Genomic DNA, 23,142 nt, shown 5'->3' with positions numbered 1-23,142 from the left:
GATCAGGCCCGGCGGCGCCTCAGCACGGCATCGAGATCGAGCGCCTGCTGTCCGGATCCGCTGTGCGGGGCGGTGGAGAAGGCTGGGATCTCCGACTGCTCGGCGGGCAGGTCGCCCCCGGAGTCGGCGAGCGCGGAGTCGCGGTTGAGTCGGACGTCGCCGGTCGGCTTCGGATCCTCTGTCCGCAGCGGCTCCGGAAGGGGGCGGGAGGCCTTCTCCGCCTCGAGGTACCTCGGACGGGGCACCTCGCGCGGGCGCCACTGGGCCCCGGTCTCCGGTGTGGCCGCGCTCTCTGCGGCCCGGTCGGCCTGTGCGGCCGGCGCGGCCGGAGCGGTCTGTGCGGTCTGTGCGGCCGGCCGGTGCTCCGGCGCGGGGCGGGCGTCGGACTCGTCGAAGGTGGAGGCCAGGTCGACCGGCAGGCCGTCTGCGTCGATCTCCTGCAGCGAGCGCGGGCCGCCGGACCCCCGGGCGTCCGAGACCATGGCGTCGAAGGGGCTCACCTGCTGGGCGTGCAGGGTGTGCGCGGTCAGGGTGTGCGCCGTGGTGGGCACGTGGGGACGGCGCAGGGAGGCGGCTTCGTCGGTCGTCAGAGTGGGGTTCATGGCCTCGGCGATGGCGGCGTCGAGGTCTTCGCGGCGCCGGCCCCGCCGACGGGTGACCGCCATGGCGCGCAGGGCGACGACGGCTGCGGCGAAGACCAGCAGGGCCAGCAGCGGGGGCACGAAGGTCATCGGTCCGACCGCCGCGACGACCGCGGTCACCAGGGCGACCAGCAGTGCGAGCACGCCGACGAGGGCCACCGCGGCGCGGCCCCAGTGCACGGTGAGGCCCGCGTCGGCCGGGGCTGCGGAGGCTCCGGAGTCCGTCGCGGGTCGCGAGGTCGCGGCGCCGGCTCCGCCGCGTGGGGTGTTCTCTGACATGTATGCCCTTCGTTCTGCTCGTCCCCTCCGGGGACCCCGCACCGTGCGGAGCCGTCGGAGACGGGTGATCGTGGGATGCCCGAGTCGGACCGCCGTCCGTGAGGACGTCGGCCCTTCGGGCAGCCGCTGGGCTCGGAGGATCAGCGCAGCCAGGAAGAGCCCGGCGGCGAAGGCGAAGAGCACCGAGGAGTGGATGGGCAGATCGGGGATCACGGTGAGCACCATCGTCTCGAGACGAGATGCGCCCAGTACCACCGTGACTCCCTTCCGTGCCCCTCTTCGGCGCCCACGTCTCCACCGTCCGGGGGATCCGCTGATCGTAGGCGTGAAGCCATACTAGTCGATTCCCAGGGTCCTCCCACCACTTCCCAGCCGATGTGCAGACGGGCGCGTGTCGCCGGCCGTCAGCAGCGGCCGCTCAGCCGCGCGGAGAGGCCCAGGCGCGCGGCTCCTCGGCGGTGATCGCGAAGATCCGGTGGTCCGCCCAGGCGCCGCCGATGTGGAGGAACCGCAGGCGCAGACCCTCCTCGCGCAGGCCCAGCTTCTCCACCACGCGCAGACTGCGCAGGTTCTCTGGACGCACGGCGATCTCCACCCGATGCAGGCCCCGGACGTCGAGCAGGTGGTCCACCGCGGCGGCCACCGCGGCGGTCATGATCCCGCGGCCGGCGTGGGCCTCATCCATCCAGTAGCCGATGCTCGTCGATCGGGCGGAGCCCCCGATGATCGGGCCCACGGTCAGCTGCCCGACCAGCCCGAACTCCGGCGGGGCCCCGGTCCGGCCGGCGTCGCGCGGGGCGAACCAGATGAGCCACGGCATCGAGGCGCCGCGTCGGGCCTGCTTCAGCAGCGCCCGGGTGCCGGCTCGGAACCCCGCCGACGTGACGCCGGTGCCCGGGTGTTCCGGCGTCGTCGCAGACCAGGGGGCCAACCAGTCGTGGTTCCGGAGCTGCAGCGCGAGGTACCGGTGCTCGTCGGCGAGGCTGATGGGTCGCAGCAGCACGGCGCCGTCGCCGGCCTCGGCGGTGAGAGTCACGGGCCAGTGCGGCTGAGCCGAGCCCCGCCCCGAGCCTCGGCGCCGGCGTCGGTGTCGGTGTGGGAGGAACCGCATCGGCGGGCTCCTCAGGTCCTCTGCACGGCGAAGCGGAGCGTGTCGAGTCCGAGCATGCCCAGCTGCAGCACCTCGGTGTGGAAGCCGCGCAGGTCGAAGTCTGCGCCGTCGTCGGCCTCCCGCTCGGCGCGCAGCTGTTCGAAGACCCGCTGGCCGACCTTGTAGGAGGGCGCCTGGCCGGGCCAGCCCAGATAGCGGGTGAACTCGAAGTCGAGCTCGCCCTGAGAGACCGGCAGGTGGTGCTTGAGGAAGGCGTACCCCCTCTCCGGGGTCCAGGTCCCGCCGCCCCACTCCTGCGGTGCGGCGAACCCGCAGTGGACCCCGATGTCGAAGACGACGCGGGCCGCACGCATCCGCTGCATGTCCAGCATGCCCATCGCGTCGCCGGGATCCTTCAGGTGGCCGAGCTCCTCCATGAGCTTCTCGGCGTAGAGCGCCCAGCCCTCGGCGTAGCCGGAGACCATGCAGCCGTTGCGGCGCCAGGAGTTCAGCCGGTCCCGGATCATCGTCGCCGTGGCGATCTGCAGGTGATGACCGGGCACCCCCTCGTGGTACACGGTGGTCGTCTGGGACCAGGTGGTGAAGGAGGTCTCCCCCGGCGGCACCGACCACCACATCCGGCCCGGGCGGGAGAAGTCCTCGCTGGGGCCGGTGTAGTAGACCCCGCCGTCCTGGGTGGGGGCGATCAGGCATTCGAGCCGGTCCATGGGCGCCGGGATGTCGAAGTGTGTGCCCTTCAGCTCGGCGACCGCCCGGTCGGAGAGGTCCTGCATCCATGCGCGCAGCGCCTCGGTGCCCTCGATCTGACGGGCCGGATCCGCATCCAGGACCGCCTTGGCCTGGGCGACGTCGGCACCGGGGCTGATCTGCGAGGCGACCCGCTCCTGCTCGGCGACCAGCCTCGCCAGCTCCTCCTGCCCCCAGGCATAGGTCTCCTCGAGGTCCAGCACGGTGCCGGTGAAGGTCTGTGAGGCCAGGCGGTAGAGATCGGTGCCGACGGCGTCGGTCTGCGGGGCCTGCGGCAGAAGCTCCTCGCTCAGCCGCTGGGCCAGCTGCTCATAGGCTCCTGCGGCGGCGGAGACGCCGTCGGCCACACGTCCGCGCACCTGGTCGTCGACTCCGGCCCGCTTCGCGGAGGCCAGCAGGGAGGCCAGGGCCCCGTCGGCCTTCGCGTAGTCGCGGCACTGTCCGGCGACGGTGCTCACCTGCCGTCGGGCGGCCACGTGGCCCTGCGCGGCGGAGGCCCGCAGGGACTCCCAATAGCCCTCCAGCGCCCCGGGCAGATTGTGCAGGCGCCCGGCGATGTGCTCGAAGTCGGCGTCGGTGGACTGCGGCATCAGCTCCAGCACCATCCGGACGCCCTGAGGAGCGGAGGCCAGGTTGTTCAGCTCCGTGCGACCGGTCTCGTGCTGCGCCACCGCCAGTCCGAGCCGCTCACGCATCGCGTGGAGGGTGACCTCATCGGTGTGGTCGGACGGAGTGAGCTCGTCGAGCCCGCGCAGGGTCTCCCGATTCAGCCGGGCCATCGCCTCGGTGCCGGCGGGCGAATAGTCGGCGTACTCGGTCTCGACTCCGGTGCGGCCCAGTACGGTGGCCTCCTCGGGATCGAGGGCGAGGTGCTTCTCGAAGTGCTCCTCGGCGAAGGCGTCGACGGCCGTGGGGGTGCGGGGCTGGGCGGGGTGGGAGCTCATCCGGTCATCGTAGCCTCCGGCTCAGCCGCCGTAGGCGTGGAGCCGCCGGGCCGCCTCGGAGATCGACCCGGTCAGGGAGGGGTAGACGGTGATGGTCTTGGCGACGTCGTCGACGTGGATCTTCTGCGTCACCGCCAGGGCCAGCGGGAAGATCAGCTCGGAGGCGCGGGGGGCGACGACGACGGCGCCGATCGTGGTCCCGGACCCCTTGCGGGCGAAGATCTTCACGAAGCCGTCGCGGACCATCATCATCTTCGCCCGAGGGTTCGTGGAGAGGTCCAGCTTCACCACGTCGGCCTGGTACTCCCCGGAGTCGACCTGGGCCTGGGTCACGCCCACGGTGGCGATCTCCGGGGAGGTGAAGACGTTGGAGGCCACGTGGTGCAGCTTCAGCGGGCTGACCGCCTCGCCGAGCATGTGGGAGACGGCGACGCGACCCTGCATGGCCGCCACGGAGGCCAGGGGCAGCTTGCCGGTGCAGTCTCCGGCGGCGTAGATGCCGGCGGCGGTGGTGCGGGAGACCGAGTCCACGCGCACGTGCCCAGACTCGGTGAGCTGGACGCCGCAGTCCTCGAGTCCGACGTCCTCGGTGTTGGGGACTCCCCCGACGGCCATCAGGCAGTGGGAGCCGTGGAGGACCTCGCCGGTGTTCAGGGTCACGCGGACGCCGTCCCCGTCGCGCTCCACCGACTCGGCCCGAGACTTCGAGGCCACGTGGGTCCCCACGCGGGTGAACGCCCGCTCCAGCACCTCCGCGGCGTCGGCGTCCTCGCCGGGCAGGACCCGCTCCCGCGACGAGACCAGGGTGACCTCGGCGCCGAGGCGGCGGTAGGCGGAGGCGAACTCCGCGCCGGTGACCCCCGAGCCGACCACGATCATGTGCTCGGGCACCTCGGTGAGGATGTAGGCCTGGGTCCAGTTGAGGATGCGCTCCCCGTCGGGGACCGCGGTGGGCAGCTCCCGCGGGCTGGCGCCGGTGGCCACCAGGACGGCGTCGGCCTCGATGAGCTGGGACCGGCCCCCGTCGCGCGGGGTGACTTCGATGCTGTGCGGTGGGACGAGCCGGCCGCGGCCCTTGATGACGGTGATCCCGGCGCGCTTCACGGAAGCCTCGATGTCCTGGGACTGGTCGTGGGCGAGCTTGAGCAGACGCTCATTGACCCGGGAGAAGTCCGCCCAGGCCTCGGTCTCGAACTGGTCGTCGTCGGTCTCGCCGCGCTCACCGAACCGCACTCCGAAGTTCACCGAGGCGTTGACCCGGCGCATCGCATCGGCGGTGGCGATCAGGGTCTTGGAGGGGACCACGTCGGTCAGCACCGCTGAGCCGCCGAGCCCCTTGTCCTCGACGACCGTGACTCGGGCTCCGGCGTCGGCGGCCGCCAAGGCGGCCTCGTAGCCGCCGGGACCCCCTCCGAGGACGGCGATGTGGTCAGGTGCGAACGGGTTCCCGGTGTCAGAAGAAGTCACGATCTCCATTCTGCCCACTGGGGCACTCAAGTCATAGCCGCATCCCGCCCGCACCCCGCCCACGCGACGTCCCCGCCACCCCGTCGAGGGAGAGAAGTTCGTGCCGACATGCCGTGACGCGCGGCGAGTTTCTCTCCATCGACGGGTAGGGCGGGAGTCGGGTGTCGCGGGGCGGGCGGGACCGGAGAGGACCGGGCGCGTTCCGGGTACATTGGGAGGCGATGACTGAGCACAGCGCACCCACCGGAGGCGGGATGTCCCAGCACATCACCGCCGCGCCCGAGACGATCCCGACCAACGACCCTGAGGCTCCGGCGAACCGCCTGGCCGCAGAGGCCGCCTCCGCACTGCTGGAGCGCGCCGGCGTGGACTCGATCGATCTCGCCTGCACTCTGGGCTCCGGCTGGAGCCAGGCCGCCGACCGGCTCGGCGAGACCGTCTGCGAGATCGACGCGGCCGAGATCCCCGGCTTCCACGCCTCCGCGGTCTCCGGACACTCGGGCACGCTGCGGATCGTCCGCACCGGCGACGACGACGGGCCGGCCCATCACGTGCTCGTGGTCGCCGCACGCACCCACTACTACGAGGGCCGCGGCGTCGACGCCGTCGCCCACGGAGTGCGCACCGCCGCGGCCGCCGGCGCGAAGACCATGGTCCTCACCAACGGCTGCGGCGGCCTGCGCGAGGAGTGGGCGCCCGGCACCGCGGTCCTGATCAGCGACCACCTGAACCTCACGGCGACCTCCTCCCTGCGCGGAGCCCACTTCGTCGATATGACGGACCTCTACTCCGCCCGTATCCGCGGGATCGCCCACGAGGTGGACCCCTCGCTCCCGGAGGGCGTCTACGCCCAGTTCCCCGGCCCGCACTACGAGACCCCGGCCGAAGTCCGGATGGCCGGCACCCTCGGAGCGGACCTGGTCGGCATGTCCACCGCGCTGGAGGCCATAGCGGCACGGGCGGCCGGGATGGAGGTCTTCGGCATCTCCCTGGTCACCAACCAGGCGGCCGGCATCTCCCCCCAGCCGCTGAGCCACCAGGAGGTCATCGACGCCGGTCGGGAGGCCGCCCCGCGGATCTCCACCCTGCTGGCCGAGATCATCACTCGGACCGTGACAAGCTGACCCACAGAACCGGAGCTGACGATGAGCGATGACCAGCTGCTGACCACGGTGCGCCGATGGATCGCCCACGACCCCGACCCCACCACACGTGACGAGCTGCAGGCGCTGAGCGACGCCGCCGAGTCCGGCGACGAGGCCGCCCTGGAGGAGCTGCGCGGACTGTTCGCCGGCCGCCTGACCTTCGGCACCGCCGGGCTCCGGGCCGCACTGGGTCCCGGCCCGCTGCGGATGAACCGTCTGGTGGTCCGGCAGACCGCCTGGGGTCTGGTCCACTTCGCCCGGGGCAGGATGACCACCGGCGAGGAGGACGGGACCGGCAGCGTGGCCATCGGCTTCGACGCCCGTCACGGCTCCCACGACTTCGCGGTGGAGACCGCCCGGGTGTTCCTCGAGGCCGGTTGGCAGGTCGGGGCGTTCGACCGCCCCATGCCCACCCCGGTGCTGGCTCAGCAGGTGATGTTCGAGGACGCCGACATCGGCATCATGGTCACCGCCTCGCACAACCCGCCCAGGGACAACGGGTACAAGGTGTACTTCGGCGGCCGGCTGGCCCGCCTGGTCGAGTCCGACGGGGCCGGCGTCGGCGCCCAGATCACCGCGCCGACGGACGTGCAGGTGGCGGGCCTGATCGACGCCGTCGTCGAGGACACGATGAGCGCGGCTCCCGCTGACCCGCAGCCTCCGGCGCAGCAGAGCCTGACCATGCCCCCGCGGGTGTGGAAGCTCGGGTGGACGGCCCGGGCGGCCTACCGCTGGAACACCGCCTCCCTGGTCGACCGACGTCGCCACCCTCACCGTGATCTGCGCATCGTCTACACCGCGATGCACGGAGTCGGTGCGGAGATGGTGGCGGCCGCACTGAGGGATGCGAAGTTCCGCGACGTCGTCGAGGTCGAGGAGCAGTGCCGTCCGGACCCCGACTTCCCGACCGTGGAGTTCCCCAACCCGGAGGAGCCCGGCGCCCTGGACCTCGCACTGAAGACCGCGGAACGGCACGATGCCGACCTGGTCCTGGCAAACGACCCCGACGCCGACCGCCTCTCGGCCGCCGCCTTCGACCCGGCCCGGGGAGCATGGCGGCAGCTCAGCGGCGACGAGATGGGGGTCCTGCTCGGCGCGCACATCCTCGAACGCGGAGCCCTCAGCCCGGAGGCGCCCGAGGGCGCACCCGTGGTCATGGCCAACTCCGTGGTGTCCTCCCGTCAGCTCGGAGCCCTGTGCCGGGCGCGGGGCGTCGAGCACCATCAGACGCTGACGGGGTTCAAGTGGCTCGCCAGGGTCAGGGGGCTGACCTTCGGCTACGAAGAGGCCATCGGCTTCTGCGTGGATCCGCACTCGGTGCGCGACAAGGACGGCGTCTCCGCCGCGGTGATCCTGGCGGAGCTCGCCGCCCAGCTCCGGGCCGACGGCAGGACGCTGTTCGACCGGCTGGCCGAGATCGCCGAGGAGACGGGTCACTTCGTCACAGGGCAGATCACCGTCCGGGTGGAGGAGCTGTCCCAGCTCGGCGAGATCACCTCCGCGCTGAGGAATGCTCCGCCCGCCGAACTCGCAGGCTCGCCGGTCACCGCGGCGCTGGACCTGCAGAAGGATCCCCTGCCCGGCCGCCGCTTCGAGGAGGCCACGGTCACCGACGCGCTGATCTTCGACACCGAGGCCGGCGACCGCGTCATCGTCCGGCCCTCCGGGACCGAGCCCAAGGTCAAGTGCTACCTGGAGGCCGTGGGCGACACCCGGGACGAGGCCGAGGCGAGGCTCGAGGTGCTGCGCGGGTCCCTCGAGTCCCTCGTCAGCTGAGACGCCCCATCCGTACACACAGACACCCGACCGAGCAGGAGACTCCGTGAGCGCTTCGCCCTCCCCCGCCGAGCTGGCGGCCATCATCGACCACACCGTGCTCAAGCCCGACACCGACGAGCAGACCGTCCGCCGTGTGGTGGCCGAGGCCCGTGAGCACGGATTCGCCTCTGTGTGCGTGAACCCGCGCTGGGTGCCCCTGGTGGCCTCCGAACTCGTGGGCTCAGAGGTCCGCACCTGCGCGGTGGTCGGCTTCCCGCTGGGAGCGACCACCACCGAGACCAAGGTCGCCGAGGCCGAGCAGGCGACGGCCGCCGGCGCCGAGGAGATCGACATGGTCATCGACATCGCCGACGCCGAGGCCGGACACCGTGAGGCGCTGGAGACCCAGATCGGCGCGATCGCTGCCGTCGTCCATGAGGCCGGCGGGCTGCTGAAGGTGATCCTCGAGACGGCGCTGCTCAGCGACCCGGCCAAGGAGCTCGCCTGCCGCGCCGCCGAGGCCGCCGGCGCCGACTACGTGAAGACCTCCACCGGCTTCGCCGGGGGCGGTGCCACCGTCGAGGACGTCGAGCTGATGAGCCGGCTCGTCGCACCGCGGCTCGGGGTGAAGGCCTCCGGCGGGGTGCGCAGCCGGGAGGACGCCGAGAGGTTCGTCGCCGCAGGGGCAACACGGCTCGGTGCCAGCTCGTCGCTTGATATCGTAGGAGCGGCAGAGCGTCCGTCGTCCGCCGATCCCGGTGCGGGCTCCGACGGCGCCTACTGAGGCACGGCGGACAGACACCCGCACCACGTCTTCGAGGGGATCATATGATCAGCAACGGCAAGGTCAAGGCCTACTCCGGCCAGGGCAACTTCCTGGGCAACTTCATCGCCTTCCTCCTGGTCTTCGGCGCGCTGATCGGCTCCATGGTCGCCATCGCCTTCTGGACTCTGGAGAACGCCTGGTGGCCCGGACTGGCCTTCCTGGTGCTGTACACGCTCTCCTTCCTGATCGCCAAGGAGTTCATGGGACGCTCCGACACCCTGGAGCAGCAGGACCTCCACCGCGAGCACGCGACGCTCGAGCACGCGAGGTCGACCCACTGACCCCATCCCCCGACGCAGGGCGCGGTGACCGGCATTTCGGCCGGGCGCCGCGCCCTCGTCATGTCCGCGGCGCTCCGACCCCGCGCAACATCGGCGTCGACCTGCTGCGGATCCTCTCGGTGGTGGCCGTCGTCCTGGGGCACGCCTACCCGCACATGCCGGGTGAGGAGTACATCCAGATCTGGCGGATGCCGCTGTTCTTCCTGCTCTCCGGCTATTTCCTCGCCGAGTCGCGCAGCTTCGGCGGCGAGCTGCGGGTCCGATGGCGCACGCTGGGGGTCCCCTATCTGACGTGGCTGGTCCTGCTGAGCCTCGTGGTCCTGGCGGTTTCCCCCACCCCGGCGGCCTTCGACGACGGCGTCGTCCTCGGAGCCCTGCACGGCGGGGCCATGACCGATATGCCGTACCTGGCCTTCTGGTTCATCTCCGTGCTCTTCTTCGCCGCGCTGCTGCTGCGCCTGGTCGTCGCCCTGCCCTGGTGGGTCGGGGTGCTCGTGGCCGTGGCCGGGCTGACCGCGGCCGAGCTGCCCGATTCGCAGATGGCCTACACCTTCCTGGGTCTGGGCCTGGTGCCGGCCTGCATGGCCTATATGCTCGCCGGCTGGTGGTTCCGGCGCCTCCAGCACCTGGTGCCCGCCCCTCGGACGACGGGGGCCACGGCGGTGGTCGTCGGACTCGGTGCGGTGGCCCTGGGGGCCGAGACGATGAACATGAAGTGGTCCGGCTTCGGCACCTACCTGCTGTCCCCGGCGCTGGCCGTACTCATCTGCTGCGGGGCGGTGCTGCTGTTCTCCACGACGGTGGACGCCCGTCTTCGCCGCAGTCCCGGCGCGGTGCGGCTGGTCTCGGAGCTGGTGCGCACCGGGACCCTGGTCGTGTTCCTGCACCCGCTGGTGCTCTGGGCGGTCGGCGGCCTGGGAGTCCCCCACCCGCTGGTCGCCGTCCTCCTCGCTCTGGCGGTCTGTTGGCCGCTGGGGGTCTGGGTCAATCGGACGTGGGCGTCTCCGTACCTGACGGGGCTGCCGCGGCCGGCCCGGTCGGGGCCGGGCTGAGGATCGCCTCGAACACCTGGGCGAGCCAGTCCAGCAGCGGCCCGTCGGTGAGGTCCTGCCCGCCCACCCGGGAGGTCATGGGCTTGGGCACCAGCAGCTGCTTCAGCGCCGCCTTGGTCTGCGCACCGGGGTACATCCGGTCCAGCCGCAGCTGGCGGGACTCGGGCAGGTCCTCCACCGGGGAGAAGCGGATCCACTTCCCCTGCACGGCGATGTCGGTGACTCCGGCGGCGCGGGCGGCGTTGCGCAGCCGGGCGACCCGCTCCAGGTTGACCACCGGCGCCGGCGGCTCCCCGTAGCGGTCCCGCCATTCGACCAGGACCTCTTCGATCTTCTCGTCGGTGTCGGCGGCGGCCATCTTCCGGTAGCCCTCGAGGCGCAGCCGCTCCCCGGGGACGTAGGACTCGGGCAGGTGGGCGTCGATGGGCAGCTCGATCTTCACCTCGGGGACCTTGGCCTCGGTGTCGCCGCGGTAGTCGGCCACCGCCTCACCCACCAGGCGCAGGTACAGGTCGAAGCCGACCCCGGCGATGTGTCCGGACTGTTCGCCGCCGAGCAGGTTCCCGGCTCCGCGGATCTCCAGATCCTTCATCGCCAGCTGCAGTCCGGCGCCGAGCTCGTTGTTCGCCGCCACAGCCCGCAGCCGCTCCAGCGCGACCTCTCCGAGCGGCTTCTCCGCCGGGTAGAGGAAGTACGCGTAGGCCCGCTCGCGGGACCGGCCCACACGGCCGCGCAGCTGGTGGAGCTGGCTGAGTCCGTAGGTCGAGGCGCGGTCGACGATCAGGGTGTTGGCGTTGGAGATGTCCAGTCCGGTCTCGATGATGGTCGTGGAGACTAGCACGTCGAAGCGCCTCTCCCAGAAGTCCTGGATGATCTGCTCGAGCCGGGCCTCGCCCATCTGCCCGTGGGCGACCTCCACCCGGGCCTCGGGCACCAGCTCGCGGATGCGGGCCGCGGTGCGGTCGATGGAGGACACCCGGTTGTGGACGAAGAACACCTGGCCCTCGCGCATGAGCTCTCGACGGATCGCCGCTGAGACCTGCTTGTCCGTGTACGGGCCCACATAGGTCAGCACCGGGTGGCGCTCCTCCGGCGGGGTCGCCAGGGTGGAGGTCTCCCGGATCCCGGCCATGGACATCTCCAGGGTGCGCGGGATGGGCGTGGCGGACATGGCGAGCACGTCGACGTCGGTGCGCATCTTCTTCAGCGCCTCCTTGTGCTCGACGCCGAAGCGTTGCTCCTCGTCGACGATCACCAGGCCCAGGTCCTTGAAGCTGACCTCCTTGGAGAGCAGCCGGTGGGTGCCGATGACGACGTCGAGGCCGCCGTCGGCGAGCGCGGCGGTGACCTCGGCCGACTCCTTGGCCGTCTGGAACCGGGAGAGCGCTCGGACGGTGACCGGGAATCCGGCGAACCGTTCGGTGAAGGTCTCCAGGTGCTGGGAGGCGAGCACCGTGGTGGGCACGAGCACGGCGACCTGCTTGCCGTCCTGGACGGCCTTGAAGGCGGCACGCACCGCGATCTCGGTCTTGCCGTAGCCGACGTCGCCGGAGATGAGCCGGTCCATGGGGACCTCCCGCTCCATGTCCCGCTTGACCTCGTCCATGGTGGTCAGCTGGTCGGGGGTCTCGGCGTGGGGGAACGCATCCTCCAGCTCGGCCTGCCACGGGGTGTCGGGGCCGAAGGCGTGGCCGCGGGTGGCCATGCGGGCGGAGTAGAGGCGGATGAGCTCGCCGGCGATCTCCCGGACCGCCTTCTTGGCCTTCCGCTTGGTCTGGGCCCAGTCGGAGCCGCCCATCTTCGACAGGCTGGGGGCGTCGCCGCCGACGTACTGCGAGACCTGGTCCAACTGGTCGGTGGGGACCATGAGCCGGTCCTTCGGTCCGCCGCGCTTGGAGGCGGCGTACTCGACGACCAGGTATTCGCGGACTCCGGCGGTGCCGGCGCGCACGGCCTGCGGCGAGCCGACCCTCCGCTGGACGAGTTCGACGAACTGTCCGATCCCGTGCTGTTCGTGGACGACGTAGTCGCCCTTCTTCAGGGCCAGCGGGTCGACCTGGTTCCGACGGCGTCGCGCCGGCATCCGGCCTCGGCGGGAGGACGATTCGCGGATCGAGCGGCCGAGCATCTCGGACTCGGTGAGCAGGGCCAGCTGCAGGGGGTCCACGGCGAAGCCTTCGCCGACCTCTGCGGTGGTCACGGTGACGCGGCCCGGTGCGGGGGCCTCGTCGAGTGTGGTCGTCGAGACGGCGGGGACCTCGTTGTCCTGCAGCAGCTCGAGCACACGGGCCGCCGACCCGGAGCCTGCGGTGGTCACCACCACCGACCAGCGGTCGGCGGCACGGGAGGCGAGGAACCGCATGACCTCGTCCACGCTGCCCCGGTATCCGATGGGTTCCCGGGAGTCGACGGAGACGACGTCGGCGTCCTGCTCCAGCTCCTCGTCGAGGCCCAGGGCGGTGACCGACCACCATCCGCAGCCGGCCTCCAGCGAGGCCTCCCGGGTGTCGGCGAGGCTGGCGAAGGCTCCGCCGCTCAGGTGGGAGGCCTCGGCGCTGAACCCGTCGCGCGTCTCGGAGGCGGTGACGTCCAGCGGGGCCGCGCCGCCGTCGGGAGCGGCCGACCAGGCCGCGGCGAGGAACTCCTCGTTGGTGGCGGCCAGGTCCTGGGCGCGGCCGCGGGTGCGCTCGGGCTCGACGATCAGGGTCAGGGAGCCTGCCGGCAGCTGGGTGACCAGCGGGACCATCCGCTCCACCAGGGCGGGGGCCAGGGACTCCATGCCCTCCACGGCCAGGCCTTCGGAGATCTTGGCGAGTATGTCCGTGGCGTGGGGCATCCGGGGCATCATCTCGCGGGCCCGGGCGCGCACGTCCTCGGTGATGAGCAGCTCGCGGCAGGGTGCGGCGTCGAGGACGGTCGGCGCCTCCTCCTCGTCCAGGGAGCGCTGGTCGGCCACGGAGAACCATCGCATCCGCTCGACCTCGTCGCCGAAGAACTCCAGACGCAGCGGGTGCGCCTCGGTGGGCGGGAAGACGTCGAGGATGCCGCCGCGCACGGCGAACTCGCCGCGCCGGGTGACCATGTCCACACGGGAGTAGGCCGCGGCCGCGAGGGCGGCGACCACCCCGTCGAAGTCGTACTCCTCACCGACCTCCAGGCGCACCGGTGCGAGGTCCCCCAGTCCGTCGACCAGCGGCTGGACCACCGCACGCACCGGAGCGACGACGACGTCGAGCCCCCCGGCCTGCTGCGGGTGCGCCAGCCGTCGCAGCACTCCGAGCCGACGTCCGACGGTGTCCGAGCGCGGGGACAGCCGCTCGTGCGGCAGGGTCTCCCAGGAGGGGAAGTGGGCGGTGCGGAGCGCGGGGGCGAAGGCGCCCAGGGAGACGCTGAGGGCGTCGGCCTCGCGGTCGGTGGCGGTGACCACCAGCAGCACCGCGTCCTCCTCGGCCTCTCTGAGCCCCTCGGCGACCTCGGCGAGCAGCGCCGGGCGCAGACCCTGCGAGGCCGCGATCCGCAGCTCGTCGGTCCGTTCGGCGGCCCGGTGTCCGGCCGCCGTCCGGATGCGGCGGACGGAGGCTTCGGAGGTCAGAGCGGTGCGCAGTCCGGTCAGTGCCATGGAGGGGGGGACGCCTCGATTCGACGAGCGGTGCACGCGCGGTGCACACGGGATGCGGGGATGCGGGGGTGCGGATCAGGACCCCACAAGGATACTCCCCTCGTCCTCCGGCCGTCCCCCGGCGCCGTCTCGAGGAGGCCGACGGAGGAGGCCTATGATGGGGAACGATCAGCACAGCTCACGTCCCAAGGAGGCACGCCCGTGGCCCTCGAAGCAGAGACCGTCATCCCCCAGCCCGCCGAGAAGATCATCGAGGCCTTCGCCGCGCGCGACTTCCATGAGCACCTGGCGTCGAAGGTGGGCTCCCAGCTGAAGAGCTTCGAGGTCTCCGGAGAGACCTCGGAGGCGTTCACCATCACCTCGGAGCAGGCCATGTCGGCGGACAAGCTGCCGGACATCGCCCAGAAGTTCCTTAAGGGTCAGGTCACGGTGACCATCACCGAGGAGTGGAGCACCCCGGACGAGGACGGCTCGCGCCGTTCCGACATGACCGTGAGGATCCACTCCGCCCCGGTCAGCGCCGAGGCCACGCAGAACCTGCACGCCCGCGGCGAGGAGACCCGGGCCACGGTGCGCGGCGAGGTCAACACCTCCATCCCGCTGATCGGCAAGAAGCTGAAGTCCGCGGCAGAGCCGTACATGCGTCGCTTCGTGGAGCTGCAGTCCCGCGAGGTCGACGCCTGGATCCGCGGCGACGGCTGACGCGCCCGACGCCGCGGGGCGCGGCCCTCAGTGGGCCGCGTTCTGCGCGGCGACGAGGCCTTCGACCACGACGCTCTCGGCCGCATCGGCGCAGCGTGAGACGAACTCGGGCAGCTGCTCCCGCTCGGCGGAGGCGAACCGGCCGAGCACGTGGTCGGAGGTGTCCGTGCGGCCGGAGGGCCGACCGACCCCGGCACGCAGCCGGAGGTAGTCGCGCTCACCGCCCAGGTGCTGGGTGATCGAGCGGAGGCCGTTGTGCCCTCCCTCGGAGCCGCCCTGCTTGAGCTTGATGCGACCGAAGTCGAGGTCCACCTCGTCGTGGATCACCAGGAGGTGGTCGTCGTCGACGTCGAAGTAGTCCATCAGGGCCCGCACCGGCTTCCCCGAGACGTTCATATACCCCTCGGAGACGGCCAGCACCACGCGCGGTCCGCCGACGCCCAGACGTGCGGCGACGACCCGAGCGCCGATCTTGGTGCGGCTGAGGGTGGCACCCATGCGGGAGACGAGCTCGTCGATGACGACCTGACCGATGTTGTGACGGGTCCCCCGGTACTTGTCCCCCGGATTCCCGAGTCCGACGATGAGCCAGCTGCCTGATGTCATGGTCAAGAGTCTATCGGCGCGTCCGGGTGGGCACCTGCGCGACGTCGCCGGCGGTCAGCTTGCTCCGTTAGCATGTGCGGGGACCTCGTCACACCGCCTGACCGCAGTGTGACCTGGAGCGATTCGAGGGGAGGGTGGTACAGCGTGCCTGTGGTCGACGCCGTGCTGAGCGCCGTGTCGATCCTGCTCGTGGTCAACCTCCTCATCGCCGCCGTGGTCCTCTCCCGCGGCAGGGCCGCAGGCTCCTGGCTGCTGGTGATCCTGCTGGCCTCGACGACCGGTGTGGCGCTGGCGGCGGTGTTCGCCGCGCTGACCGGGACCGAACGCATGCTCGACGTCGCCCTGGTGCTGGCCGGGACGGCGGTGGTCACCGCCGCGGTGCGGGCCGACGCCGAACGCTCACGCCGTGACCGCCCCGGCCGCAGAGGGGCCGGTCACGACCGCGACCCGTCGGCGACCCAGACGGCCCAGGAGACGCAGGGGACACTGGAGACGCCGCATGGCTGACCTCCTCGGCGCCGTGCTGGTCTGCCTGGGCGCCCTCTTCTTCACCGCCGGCACCGTGGGACTGCTGCGCCTGCCCGACCAGCGCTCACGCCTGCACGCGCTCACCAAGGCGGACAACCTCGGGCTGGGGTTCATCCTGCTGGGCGTCGCCGTCATGCTGGGCAGCTGGACGGCGGGCGGAGTCATGGTCCTGATCTGGCTGCTCGCGGTGGCCGGGGCCTCGGTCTCGGCCCATCTGCTCGCCACGCTGGAGGCCTCGAGGCTCGACGACGTCGAGTCTCCCGAGCGCGCCCGCGGGCCGCACGGACCTCCGAGGACGCCGGAGTCCCACGGGTTGAGCGGGTCCGGCGGTGCGAGCGGGTCCGGCGACGCGGGCGGGGAGGCCGACCGATGACGGACGGGCCCGCCCTCATCGACCTCGCCCTGGGACTGGGAGTGCTCGCCGCAGCCGGCTGCGCCCTGCTGCCCCGGACACGCTTCGCCCTGGCCACGGGCTTCCTCGTGCTCGGAGTCGTCATCTCCCTGGTGTGGCTGCGACTGGGGTCGGTGGACGTGGCGCTGGCCGAGGCCGCGCTGGGCGGCGGCATCCTCGGCGCCGTGCTGGTGTGGCTGGCCGTCCGCTCCCGACCGGGTGCGGCCTCCGACGCCTCGGACTCGCGGGGACGCGCCGACGGACGGGTCCGCACCGGACTCGGCGTCCTCGTCGGCGTCGTGCTCAGCGTGCTGGGCGCACTCGTCTGGGCACGGATCTACCCTCAGATCGCCAGGTGGCAGGACCCGGTGGCCCAGCAGATGCCGGACACCGGCGTGGACCACGGCGTGACCGCCGTCCTCCTGGCCTTCCGCGCCTATGACACGCTGCTGGAGACCGCGGTGCTGCTGATGGCCGGAGTGGCGGTGATGGCGGTGGGTCGAGACGGCGGCCTGCACCAGGCACGGATCCCGGTGCATCCGCTCTCCTCGACGCTGGTCACCATGGCCCGGGTCGGCGCCCCCGTCCTGCTCCTGGCCGGCCTGTGGCTGCTCTTCGCCGGGAGCAGCGAGTCCGGCGGAGCGTTCCAGTCCGGGTCGGTGCTGTGCGCGATGCTGATCCTGCTGCGGGTGGCCGGAGTCCCCCTCACCGTGACCACGCGGCGCTGGATGCGCCCGGCGCTCGCGGTCGGCGTGGTGGTGTTCATCCTCGCCGGGCTCGTCGGACCGGTCACCGGCCAGCCGTGGCTGGCCTGGGACCCGCAGTGGGCCGGCACCGCGATCCTGGTCGTGGAGGTGTTCCTCACCGTGGGCATCACCGCAGGGCTCTACATGGTCTACCTCGGTCTGGACAATCCGCAGGGGGCGCCATGACGGAGGTCGTCAGCACGGTCCAGTGGTACCTGATCCTCGGCACCGTCGTCGGCATCGCCGGCACGGTGCGTCTGATGCTCACCCGGGATCTGATGGCCCGTCTGGTGGCGATGAACGTCGTGGGCATCGGATCGCTCCTGGTCCTTCTCGCCCTCGGTGCGGCCGCACCGGAGATCGATCCGGTGCTCTCGGCGCTGGTCATCACCGGACTGGTGATCACTGTGGCGTTCACCGGCGTCGGGGCGGTGCTGATCCGACGCATCGAAGGGATCGAGGACACGCAGGAGGAAGCGCAGGAGGATGCGCAGGAGGATCCGCAGGAGGGTCGAGAGGACGAGGACGGAGGTGAGCGGGGATGAGCCTGACCCAGTCCGCGCTGGGCGCGCTCGTGCTGCTGCCGCTGCTGGTGGCCGCGGTCACCGCCGTGCTCCCCCACACGCCGCGCCGCACCCTCGGGGTGGGGACCGCCCTGGTCCTGCCGGTGCTGCTGGCGCCGGTGCTGTGGTCGACGGCCGTCGACGGCGACGTCGTCGACCTGGCGCTCGGGGGCTATGAGCCGCCGCTGGGGATCCGACTCCGGGCCGACGGCCTCTCCGCGGCCTTCCTCACCCTGTCCGTGGTGGTCGGCACCGCGATCACCGCGTATGCGGCGGTGCTGCCCCATTCCACGGGCCGACGCATCGTCTCACCGCCGACGATGCAGCCGGAGGGCCCGGCGGGTCCGGGCGGAGGGGCGCAGCCCGAGCCGGCCGAGCAGGCCGCACCCGCGGATCGTCCGGGGGTCTGGCGGCCCGGTCACCCCAGCTTCTGGCCGCTGTGGCTGGCCTGCTGGTCGGGGCTGAACGCGGTGTTCCTCTCCGGAGACCTGTTCAACACCTACGTCGGCCTGGAGCTGGTGGGCATGACGGCGGTGGCCCTGGTGGCGCTGGGCGGGCGAAGCTCCTGGCAGGCTGCGCTGCGGTACCTGTTCGTGGCCGTGCTGGGGTCGCTGCTGCTGCTCATCGGGATCGGACTGCTGGTGTCGATCACCGGCACCCTGGACGTCCTGCAGGCCGGTGCGGTGCTGGCCGACGCGCCGGAGGAGACCCGTCCGGCGGCGGTCCTTGCGCTGTGCCTGATCACCGTCGGCATGTGCCTGAAGGTCGCACTCGTCCCGTTCCACACGTGGCTCATCCCGGCCCACGCCGGTGCGCCGAGCGCGGTCTCTCCGCTGCTGTCGGCTCTGGTCATCAAAGCACCGGTCTTCGTGCTGCTGCGCGTCTGGCTGTGGGTGGTGCCCGCGGGCGAGGACCTCGCCGTGCTCACCGTCGTCCTCTCGGTGATGGGGGCCGCCGCCGTCGTCGGGGGCTCCGTGCTGGCGCTGCGTCAGACGCACCTGAAGCCGCTAATCGCCTATTCGACGGTGGCCCAGGTCGGCTACTGGTTCCTCTTCGCCGCCATGGTCGGCGGCTCCTCGTCCGGTTCCCCGGAGGGTCTGCCCGGAGTCGACATCACCGAGGACGACGTCGTCTCCTCCGCACTGGTCGGCACAGTGGCCATGGCTCTGGGGCACGGGCTGGCCAAGGCCGCCATGTTCCTCGCCGCCGGGTTCCTCAAGGACCTCTACGGCACCGACGAGATGGACCGGCTGCGGGGCGTCGGCCAGCACCACCCCGGTCTGGTGATGGCCATGGGGCTCTCCGCGGTCGGGCTCGCCGGGCTGCCGATCTCCCTGAGCTTCTCGGGGAAGTGGATGCTGACCACCTCTGCGGTGGCCGCCGGCCACTACTGGGCGGTGGTGGTCATCGTGATCGGCACGATCCTCTCCGCGGCCTACCTGGTCCGGGCGATCGCCCCGCTGCTGGTGGAGTCCGAGGACGAGGGCACGGCGGTGGAGGTTCCCGAGTGGCAGCTCGAGCACGCCTCCGTACTCACCCAGCTGCCCCCGCTGGTGCTGGGGCTGCTCACGATCGTCGCCGGCTTCGGCGGCGCGCTGCTGGGTGATCTGCTCACCGTGGGGGCGCCATGGTGATCCCGGAGCTCATGGAGGAGGTCCTCGAGGTCTCCGGCCGATTCGTCCCTCTGGTGATGGTGCTGCTCTCGGTGACGGCGGCGGTGCTGATCTTCCCCCTGCGTGAGCAGAGCGTGCGGCTGCGTTCGACGATCAACATCGGCCTGGCGGTGATCAAGGTCGTACTGGTGGCGCTGCTGGTCCCGCCGGTGGTCGTCGAGGGGGTGAGGCCCGAGTTCTCCACCCCCTTCCTCCCGGGGCTGGACCTGGTGCTTCGGGTGGATCCGCTCGCCCTGTTCTTCGCCGGTCTGTCGGTCCTGCTGTGGCTGCTGACCACCATCTACGCGGTCGGATACCTGGAGGGCAAGACGCACCGGAGCAGGTTCTTCGGCTTCTTCAGCCTGTGTGTCACCGCCACCGTGGGTCTCTCCTTCTCCGGCAACCTGATCACGTTCCTGCTCTTCTACGAGCTGCTGACCCTGGTGACCTACCCCCTGGTCGCCCACTGGGGCAACCCCGCCTCGGTGCGCGCGGCACGGCTGTACCTGCGGTATGCGCTCACCGGTGGGCTCTCGGTGCTGGTCGGGGTGGTGTGGCTGACCATGCACGCCGGTCCGGTGGACTTCACCGAGGGCGGTGCGGAGGGCGTCGTGGAGCTGGCCCGTCAGGAGCCGATGCAGGCGACTGTGATCTTCGTGATGCTCGTCGGCGGTCTGGCGGTGAAGACGGCGATCTTCCCGCTGCACGGCTGGCTGCCCGCGGCCATGGTCGCCCCCGCACCGGTCTCGGCCCTCCTGCACGCCGTCGCGGTGGTCAAGGCCGGGGCCTTCGGGATCGTCCGCGTGATCGACGACGTCTACGGCGTCGAGGCCGCCGACTCCCTCGGCGTGCTGTCCCCGCTGCTGGTGATGGCCTGCGTGACCGTCCTCTTCGGGTCCTACGTGGCGCTGCGTCAGCAGGACCTGAAGCGCCGTCTGGCCTATTCGACGGTCTCGCAGGTCAGCTATATCGTCATCGGCATCACCCTGGTGGACGTGATCGCCACCGCCGGCGGTCTGGCGCATCTGGTGCACCAGGGGATCATGAAGATCACCCTGTTCTTCTGTGCGGGCCTCTTCGCCGAGGTCCTTCACGTCCATCAGGTCTCCGAGATGCGCGGGCTGGGCCGCCGGATGCCGTGGACCTCTGCGGCGTTCACCGTCGGCGCCTTCGGGATGATCGGGCTGCCGCCGACCGCCGGGTTCGTCTCCAAGTGGCAGCTCGGCCAGGGGGCACTGGCCTCCGAACATCCGTGGGTGCTGCTGGTGCTGCTGGCCTCCACACTGCTCAACGCCGCCTACTTCCTCCCGGTGGTCTACACCATGTGGTTCCACGCCCCGGAGCTCGACGATGAGGACGGTGCCGACGGTGCCGACGCCGCCGACGGTGCCGAGAGTGCCGACGCCGCCGACGGTGCCGACAGTGCCGACGACGAGGCCGACGATGAGGCCGAGGTCGCCGTCCGGGAGCCGAAGGTCCTGCTCATCCCCACAGCGGTGACGGCGGTGCTCGTCGTCGGGGTGGGGCTCATCGCCTCGCTGCCCCTGTCGCCGTGGGAGACCGCACGGATCATCGCCGAGGGGGTGTTCGGGTAGATGCTCGCCGCCGCGTTCCTCGCACCCACCCTGCTCGTGCTGGCCATGACCCTGAGCGGACTGCTGCCGGTCTCCGCGCGGCGCACCGCCCGCAAGGTGATGGCCGCGGCCTCCCCGATCGTCGTGGTCCCCGGTGTGATCACCTCGCTGCGCGCTCCGACGACCGCCGACGGCGCCGCCGTCGCGGACGGTCCGGGGGCGCTGAGCGTACCGTGGATGCTCTTCGGCGTGGAGCTGGCGGTGGACTACCCGGGCAGGGCGCTGCTGCTCATCGCCGCACTGCTCTATGCGTCGGCCCTGAGCGCGGTGACCTGGCTGAAGCTGCGTCACGCCGAGCCGCGGTACACCGGGCTCAGTGCGCTGCTGGTGGTCTGCTACATGGGCAACATCGGCACCTACCTCGCCGCCGACTCGGTCACCTTCTATCTGTCCTTCGCCCTGATGAGCTTCGCCGCGGCGGGGCTGGTGGTCCACTACCGGTCCCGGAGCGCCCACCGGGCCGCACGGATCTATCTGGTCATGTCTGTGCTCAGCGAGGTCGCAGTCCTGGCCGCTCTGTTGCTGACCGTCGCCGCCGGCGGGCGGCTGGTCGACGAGGCCCCGGCGGCGATCTCCGCCTCCGAGCACACCGGTCTGATCGTCGGACTGCTGCTCTTCGGGTTCGGCGTCAAGGCCGGTGCCGTGCCCCTGCACGTCTGGCTCCCCCTGGCCCACCCGGCCGCTCCCCCGGCGGCCTCGGCGGTGCTCTCGGGAGCGATGGTGAAGGCGGGCATGATCGGGTGGATCCGCTTCGTGCCCACCGATGCCGGGGACGCCTCAGAGGTCGCCGGCCGGGTCCTGCTGACCGTCGCGCTGCTCGGCGCGTTCGCCGCCGTCGCCGTGGGGCTGCTGCAGAGCGACCCGAAGGTCCTGCTGGCCTACTCGACCGTCTCGCAGATGGCCTTCATCGCCGCGGTGCTCGCCGCCGGTCTCATCCTGCCGGACCTCCACCCGGCGACGACGGCGGCGGCGATCATCTACGCCGTCCACCACGGCCTGGCCAAGGGCGCGCTGTTCCTCGGGGTTCCGGTGGTCTCCCACTACGGCCACGGGGTCTCCGGGATCGTGGTGGCGGTGGGGATGGTCGGGGCCGGGCTGGCCGTGGCCGGGGCGCCGCTGACCTCCGGGGCGTTCGGGAAGTACGTCTCCAAGGAGGCCGTGGCCGGCATCTCCGTGCTCGGCGTCCCGCTGGACGCGGTCCTGCCCCTGGTGGCCACGGGGTCGACCCTGCTGCTGATGCGCTTCGCCTGGGTGATGCGTCGCGCCGAGCGTCGGTCCCGCCGGGCGCCCGACGGCGAGCTGATCTCCTGGGTCGCGGTCGCGGTCGCCGGGATCGCCGTGCCGTGGATCGTCGGGTTGGCATGGTTCCCGGAGGGCGGGCCGGAGCTCGCGGTGCCGGGATGGTCGGCGAGCACGGTGTGGGACGCGATCTGGCCCATCCTCCTGGGGCTGGTCCTGGGCTCGGGGATCTGGGTCCTCCACGCGCGGGGGCGGCTGCCCCGATGGGTGCCCCGCGCCGACGGCACGTTCATCGCCCCGGGAGACCTGGTGGTCCCCGAGGAGACCATCCTGCGCACGACCGGCCGACGGGGCTCGCGCGGACTCGACGTCCTGGAGGCCCACAGCATGGCGGTTCGGCGCACGGTCGCCCACTCCGCCGATCGGGTGTCCGAGCTGATCTCGGCCGGACTCCTGGCCGGGGAGCGCCGTCTCACCCGCTGGGAGGCCTCAGGCCTGGTGGTCCTTCTGGCGCTGGGGGCCGTCGTCGCGGCGTCCGTGGTGATCGCGCTGAGCGGAGGTGGTGGACGATGATCCGTGGCACCGGCGACGAGCGCCGCGCGCCCGACGCCACCTCGTCCGAAGCCGCCTCGTCCGACGCCGCCTCGGTCGGCACCTGGACGTGCTCGCTGATCCTCCGCCTCGTCATCTTCGGCGCGCTCTGGGTCCTGCTCTCGGGCGCCGACGCCTACTATCTCGGCTACGGGGCCGTCTCCGTCGCGGCGGCGGCCGGCCTGAGTCTGGCGCTGACGCCTCCGAGGTACGCCGCACGGCCGCGCACCTGGGGCCGTCGTTCGGCGGCGGGGATCAGGTTGGCCGGCTGGTTCCTGATCAAGTCGGTGCACGGCGGCGTCGACGTCGCGGTGCGGGCTGTGCGACCCAGGCTCGACGTCGCCCCTGAGGTGGTGACCGCACCGCTGGAGCTGCCGCGCGGCGGGGGCCGCCAGCTGGCCCTGCTGATGATGAACCTGATGCCCGGCACCATGGTCCAGCGTGTGCTCGACGACGAGCACGGCGACCAACACGGCGACCAACACCACAACCGGCAGGGGCGGGACCGGGTCGAGCTGCACACCCTGTCGAGGTCGTTGGAGCCGGCCGAGCAGTGGCGTCGGCTCCAGGAGCTGGTCGCTCCGGTCTTCGACCGGGGACGGCCCCGGCGCTGAGAGGGC

The 23,142-nt window shown here is 71.7% G+C and carries 20 protein-coding genes; 14 read left to right on the top strand and 6 right to left on the bottom strand.

Translation table 11 applies throughout. The features are described from left to right. Nucleotides 1-2 precede the first annotated feature (2 nt). The 4 genes from N7E59_RS02840 to N7E59_RS02825 form a co-directional block, all read right to left on the bottom strand. A complete protein-coding gene (locus tag N7E59_RS02840) occupies nt 3-1,145 on the bottom strand; it encodes a hypothetical protein (protein ID WP_261623399.1) in 1,143 nt (380 codons plus the stop codon). Nucleotides 1,146-1,338: 193 nt separating this feature from the next. Continuing rightward, nucleotides 1,339-2,031: a GNAT family N-acetyltransferase gene (locus N7E59_RS02835; protein WP_261623398.1), complete on the bottom strand. Its 693-nt coding sequence runs from the start codon at nt 2,029-2,031 to the stop codon at nt 1,339-1,341. A gap of 11 nt (nt 2,032-2,042) precedes the next feature. Further along, nucleotides 2,043-3,722, bottom strand: coding sequence for a DUF885 domain-containing protein (locus tag N7E59_RS02830; protein WP_261623397.1), 1,680 nt, complete (start codon nt 3,720-3,722; stop codon nt 2,043-2,045). Nucleotides 3,723-3,743: 21 nt separating this feature from the next. Further along, the gene (locus N7E59_RS02825) at nt 3,744-5,198 is read right to left on the bottom strand and encodes an NAD(P)H-quinone dehydrogenase (protein ID WP_261623396.1); all 1,455 of its coding nucleotides are present in this window, start codon (nt 5,196-5,198) and stop codon (nt 3,744-3,746) included. Between the two features lie 212 nt (nt 5,199-5,410). Between N7E59_RS02825 and N7E59_RS02820 the strand changes: the two genes are divergently transcribed. Genes N7E59_RS02820 through N7E59_RS02800 form a run of 5 tightly spaced genes read left to right on the top strand, consistent with a single transcriptional unit; the run spans nt 5,411 to nt 10,251 of the window. Next, nucleotides 5,411-6,313, top strand: coding sequence for a purine-nucleoside phosphorylase (locus N7E59_RS02820; protein ID WP_261623395.1), 903 nt, complete (start codon nt 5,411-5,413; stop codon nt 6,311-6,313). Nucleotides 6,314-6,334: 21 nt separating this feature from the next. Then, complete coding sequence (locus N7E59_RS02815) at nt 6,335-8,110, top strand: phospho-sugar mutase (RefSeq protein WP_261623394.1); 1,776 nt, start codon at nt 6,335-6,337, stop codon at nt 8,108-8,110. A 46-nt stretch (nt 8,111-8,156) separates the two neighbouring features. Then, nucleotides 8,157-8,876 carry a deoxyribose-phosphate aldolase gene (gene deoC / locus N7E59_RS02810; protein WP_261623393.1) on the top strand — a complete coding sequence of 240 codons (720 nt, stop codon included), beginning with the start codon at nt 8,157-8,159 and terminating at the stop codon, nt 8,874-8,876. A gap of 44 nt (nt 8,877-8,920) precedes the next feature. Beyond that, a complete protein-coding gene (locus N7E59_RS02805) occupies nt 8,921-9,199 on the top strand; it encodes a hypothetical protein (protein ID WP_261623392.1) in 279 nt (92 codons plus the stop codon). After that, the gene (locus tag N7E59_RS02800) at nt 9,196-10,251 is read left to right on the top strand and encodes an acyltransferase family protein (protein ID WP_261623502.1); all 1,056 of its coding nucleotides are present in this window, start codon (nt 9,196-9,198) and stop codon (nt 10,249-10,251) included. Before N7E59_RS02805 ends, N7E59_RS02800 begins: the two co-directional genes overlap by 4 nt. Here the strand turns inward: N7E59_RS02800 and mfd are convergent. Then, nucleotides 10,184-13,870: a transcription-repair coupling factor gene (gene mfd, locus N7E59_RS02795; protein ID WP_261623391.1), complete on the bottom strand. Its 3,687-nt coding sequence runs from the start codon at nt 13,868-13,870 to the stop codon at nt 10,184-10,186. The genes N7E59_RS02800 and mfd overlap by 68 nt on opposite strands. Nucleotides 13,871-14,071: 201 nt before the next feature. Here mfd and N7E59_RS02790 point away from each other — a divergent pair, with 201 nt between their 5' ends. Then, nucleotides 14,072-14,572: a DUF2505 domain-containing protein gene (locus N7E59_RS02790; RefSeq protein ID WP_261623390.1), complete on the top strand. Its 501-nt coding sequence runs from the start codon at nt 14,072-14,074 to the stop codon at nt 14,570-14,572. A 27-nt stretch (nt 14,573-14,599) separates the two neighbouring features. Here the strand turns inward: N7E59_RS02790 and pth are convergent, their stop codons facing one another. After that, nucleotides 14,600-15,178, bottom strand: coding sequence for an aminoacyl-tRNA hydrolase (pth, locus tag N7E59_RS02785; protein WP_261623389.1), 579 nt, complete (start codon nt 15,176-15,178; stop codon nt 14,600-14,602). A gap of 144 nt (nt 15,179-15,322) precedes the next feature. Between pth and N7E59_RS02780 the strand changes: the two genes are divergently transcribed. The 8 genes from N7E59_RS02780 to N7E59_RS02745 are packed head-to-tail and all read left to right on the top strand — an operon-like array spanning nt 15,323 to nt 23,136. Continuing rightward, the gene (locus tag N7E59_RS02780; protein ID WP_261623388.1) at nt 15,323-15,685 is read left to right on the top strand and encodes a hypothetical protein; all 363 of its coding nucleotides are present in this window, start codon (nt 15,323-15,325) and stop codon (nt 15,683-15,685) included. Beyond that, nucleotides 15,678-16,079: a cation:proton antiporter gene (locus N7E59_RS02775; protein ID WP_261623387.1), complete on the top strand. Its 402-nt coding sequence runs from the start codon at nt 15,678-15,680 to the stop codon at nt 16,077-16,079. The genes N7E59_RS02780 and N7E59_RS02775 overlap by 8 nt, the downstream gene beginning before the upstream one ends. Next, complete coding sequence (locus tag N7E59_RS02770; protein WP_261623386.1) at nt 16,076-17,029, top strand: hydrogenase subunit MbhD domain-containing protein; 954 nt, start codon at nt 16,076-16,078, stop codon at nt 17,027-17,029. The genes N7E59_RS02775 and N7E59_RS02770 overlap by 4 nt, the downstream gene beginning before the upstream one ends. Beyond that, complete coding sequence (locus N7E59_RS02765; protein ID WP_261623385.1) at nt 17,026-17,388, top strand: NADH-quinone oxidoreductase subunit K; 363 nt, start codon at nt 17,026-17,028, stop codon at nt 17,386-17,388. Before N7E59_RS02770 ends, N7E59_RS02765 begins: the two co-directional genes overlap by 4 nt. Further along, nucleotides 17,385-19,040 (top strand): complex I subunit 5 family protein, encoded by a 1,656-nt coding sequence (locus tag N7E59_RS02760; RefSeq protein ID WP_261623384.1) that lies wholly within the window; start codon nt 17,385-17,387, stop codon nt 19,038-19,040. The genes N7E59_RS02765 and N7E59_RS02760 overlap by 4 nt, the downstream gene beginning before the upstream one ends. Next, entirely contained in the window at nt 19,034-20,653 is a 1,620-nt protein-coding gene (locus tag N7E59_RS02755; protein WP_261623383.1) for a complex I subunit 5 family protein, read from the top strand. Before N7E59_RS02760 ends, N7E59_RS02755 begins: the two co-directional genes overlap by 7 nt. Then, a complete protein-coding gene (locus N7E59_RS02750) occupies nt 20,654-22,504 on the top strand; it encodes a proton-conducting transporter transmembrane domain-containing protein (protein ID WP_261623382.1) in 1,851 nt (616 codons plus the stop codon). After that, nucleotides 22,501-23,136, top strand: coding sequence for a Na+/H+ antiporter subunit E (locus N7E59_RS02745; protein ID WP_261623381.1), 636 nt, complete (start codon nt 22,501-22,503; stop codon nt 23,134-23,136). The genes N7E59_RS02750 and N7E59_RS02745 overlap by 4 nt, the downstream gene beginning before the upstream one ends. Nucleotides 23,137-23,142: the final 6 nt, after the last annotated feature.

The organism is Nesterenkonia marinintestina (assembly GCF_025420485.1).
In the GTDB taxonomy this organism is placed as follows: Bacteria; Actinomycetota; Actinomycetes; order Actinomycetales; family Micrococcaceae; genus Nesterenkonia; species Nesterenkonia marinintestina.
This window is presented reverse-complemented; position numbering and strand designations above follow the sequence as displayed.

Bases quoted from the DNA above. Each gene is read 5' to 3' on its own strand.
- N7E59_RS02775 (WP_261623387.1), top strand. From the start codon at position 15,678: ATGGCTGACCTCCTCGGCGCCGTGCTGGTCTGCCTGGGCGCCCTCTTC.
- N7E59_RS02820 (WP_261623395.1), top strand. From the start codon at position 5,411: ATGACTGAGCACAGCGCACCCACCGGAGGCGGGATGTCCCAGCACATC.
- N7E59_RS02760 (WP_261623384.1), top strand. From the start codon at position 17,385: ATGAGCCTGACCCAGTCCGCGCTGGGCGCGCTCGTGCTGCTGCCGCTG.
- N7E59_RS02825 (WP_261623396.1), bottom strand. From the start codon at position 5,198: ATGGAGATCGTGACTTCTTCTGACACCGGGAACCCGTTCGCACCTGAC.
- N7E59_RS02765 (WP_261623385.1), top strand. From the start codon at position 17,026: ATGACGGAGGTCGTCAGCACGGTCCAGTGGTACCTGATCCTCGGCACC.
- N7E59_RS02840 (WP_261623399.1), bottom strand. From the start codon at position 1,145: ATGGTGCTCACCGTGATCCCCGATCTGCCCATCCACTCCTCGGTGCTC.
- N7E59_RS02835 (WP_261623398.1), bottom strand. From the start codon at position 2,031: ATGCGGTTCCTCCCACACCGACACCGACGCCGGCGCCGAGGCTCGGGG.
- N7E59_RS02770 (WP_261623386.1), top strand. From the start codon at position 16,076: ATGACGGACGGGCCCGCCCTCATCGACCTCGCCCTGGGACTGGGAGTG.
- pth (WP_261623389.1), bottom strand. From the start codon at position 15,178: ATGACATCAGGCAGCTGGCTCATCGTCGGACTCGGGAATCCGGGGGAC.
- N7E59_RS02830 (WP_261623397.1), bottom strand. From the start codon at position 3,722: ATGAGCTCCCACCCCGCCCAGCCCCGCACCCCCACGGCCGTCGACGCC.
- N7E59_RS02815 (WP_261623394.1), top strand. From the start codon at position 6,335: ATGAGCGATGACCAGCTGCTGACCACGGTGCGCCGATGGATCGCCCAC.
- N7E59_RS02745 (WP_261623381.1), top strand. From the start codon at position 22,501: ATGATCCGTGGCACCGGCGACGAGCGCCGCGCGCCCGACGCCACCTCG.
- mfd (WP_261623391.1), bottom strand. From the start codon at position 13,870: ATGGCACTGACCGGACTGCGCACCGCTCTGACCTCCGAAGCCTCCGTC.
- N7E59_RS02755 (WP_261623383.1), top strand. From the start codon at position 19,034: ATGGTGATCCCGGAGCTCATGGAGGAGGTCCTCGAGGTCTCCGGCCGA.
- N7E59_RS02750 (WP_261623382.1), top strand. From the start codon at position 20,654: ATGCTCGCCGCCGCGTTCCTCGCACCCACCCTGCTCGTGCTGGCCATG.
- N7E59_RS02805 (WP_261623392.1), top strand. From the start codon at position 8,921: ATGATCAGCAACGGCAAGGTCAAGGCCTACTCCGGCCAGGGCAACTTC.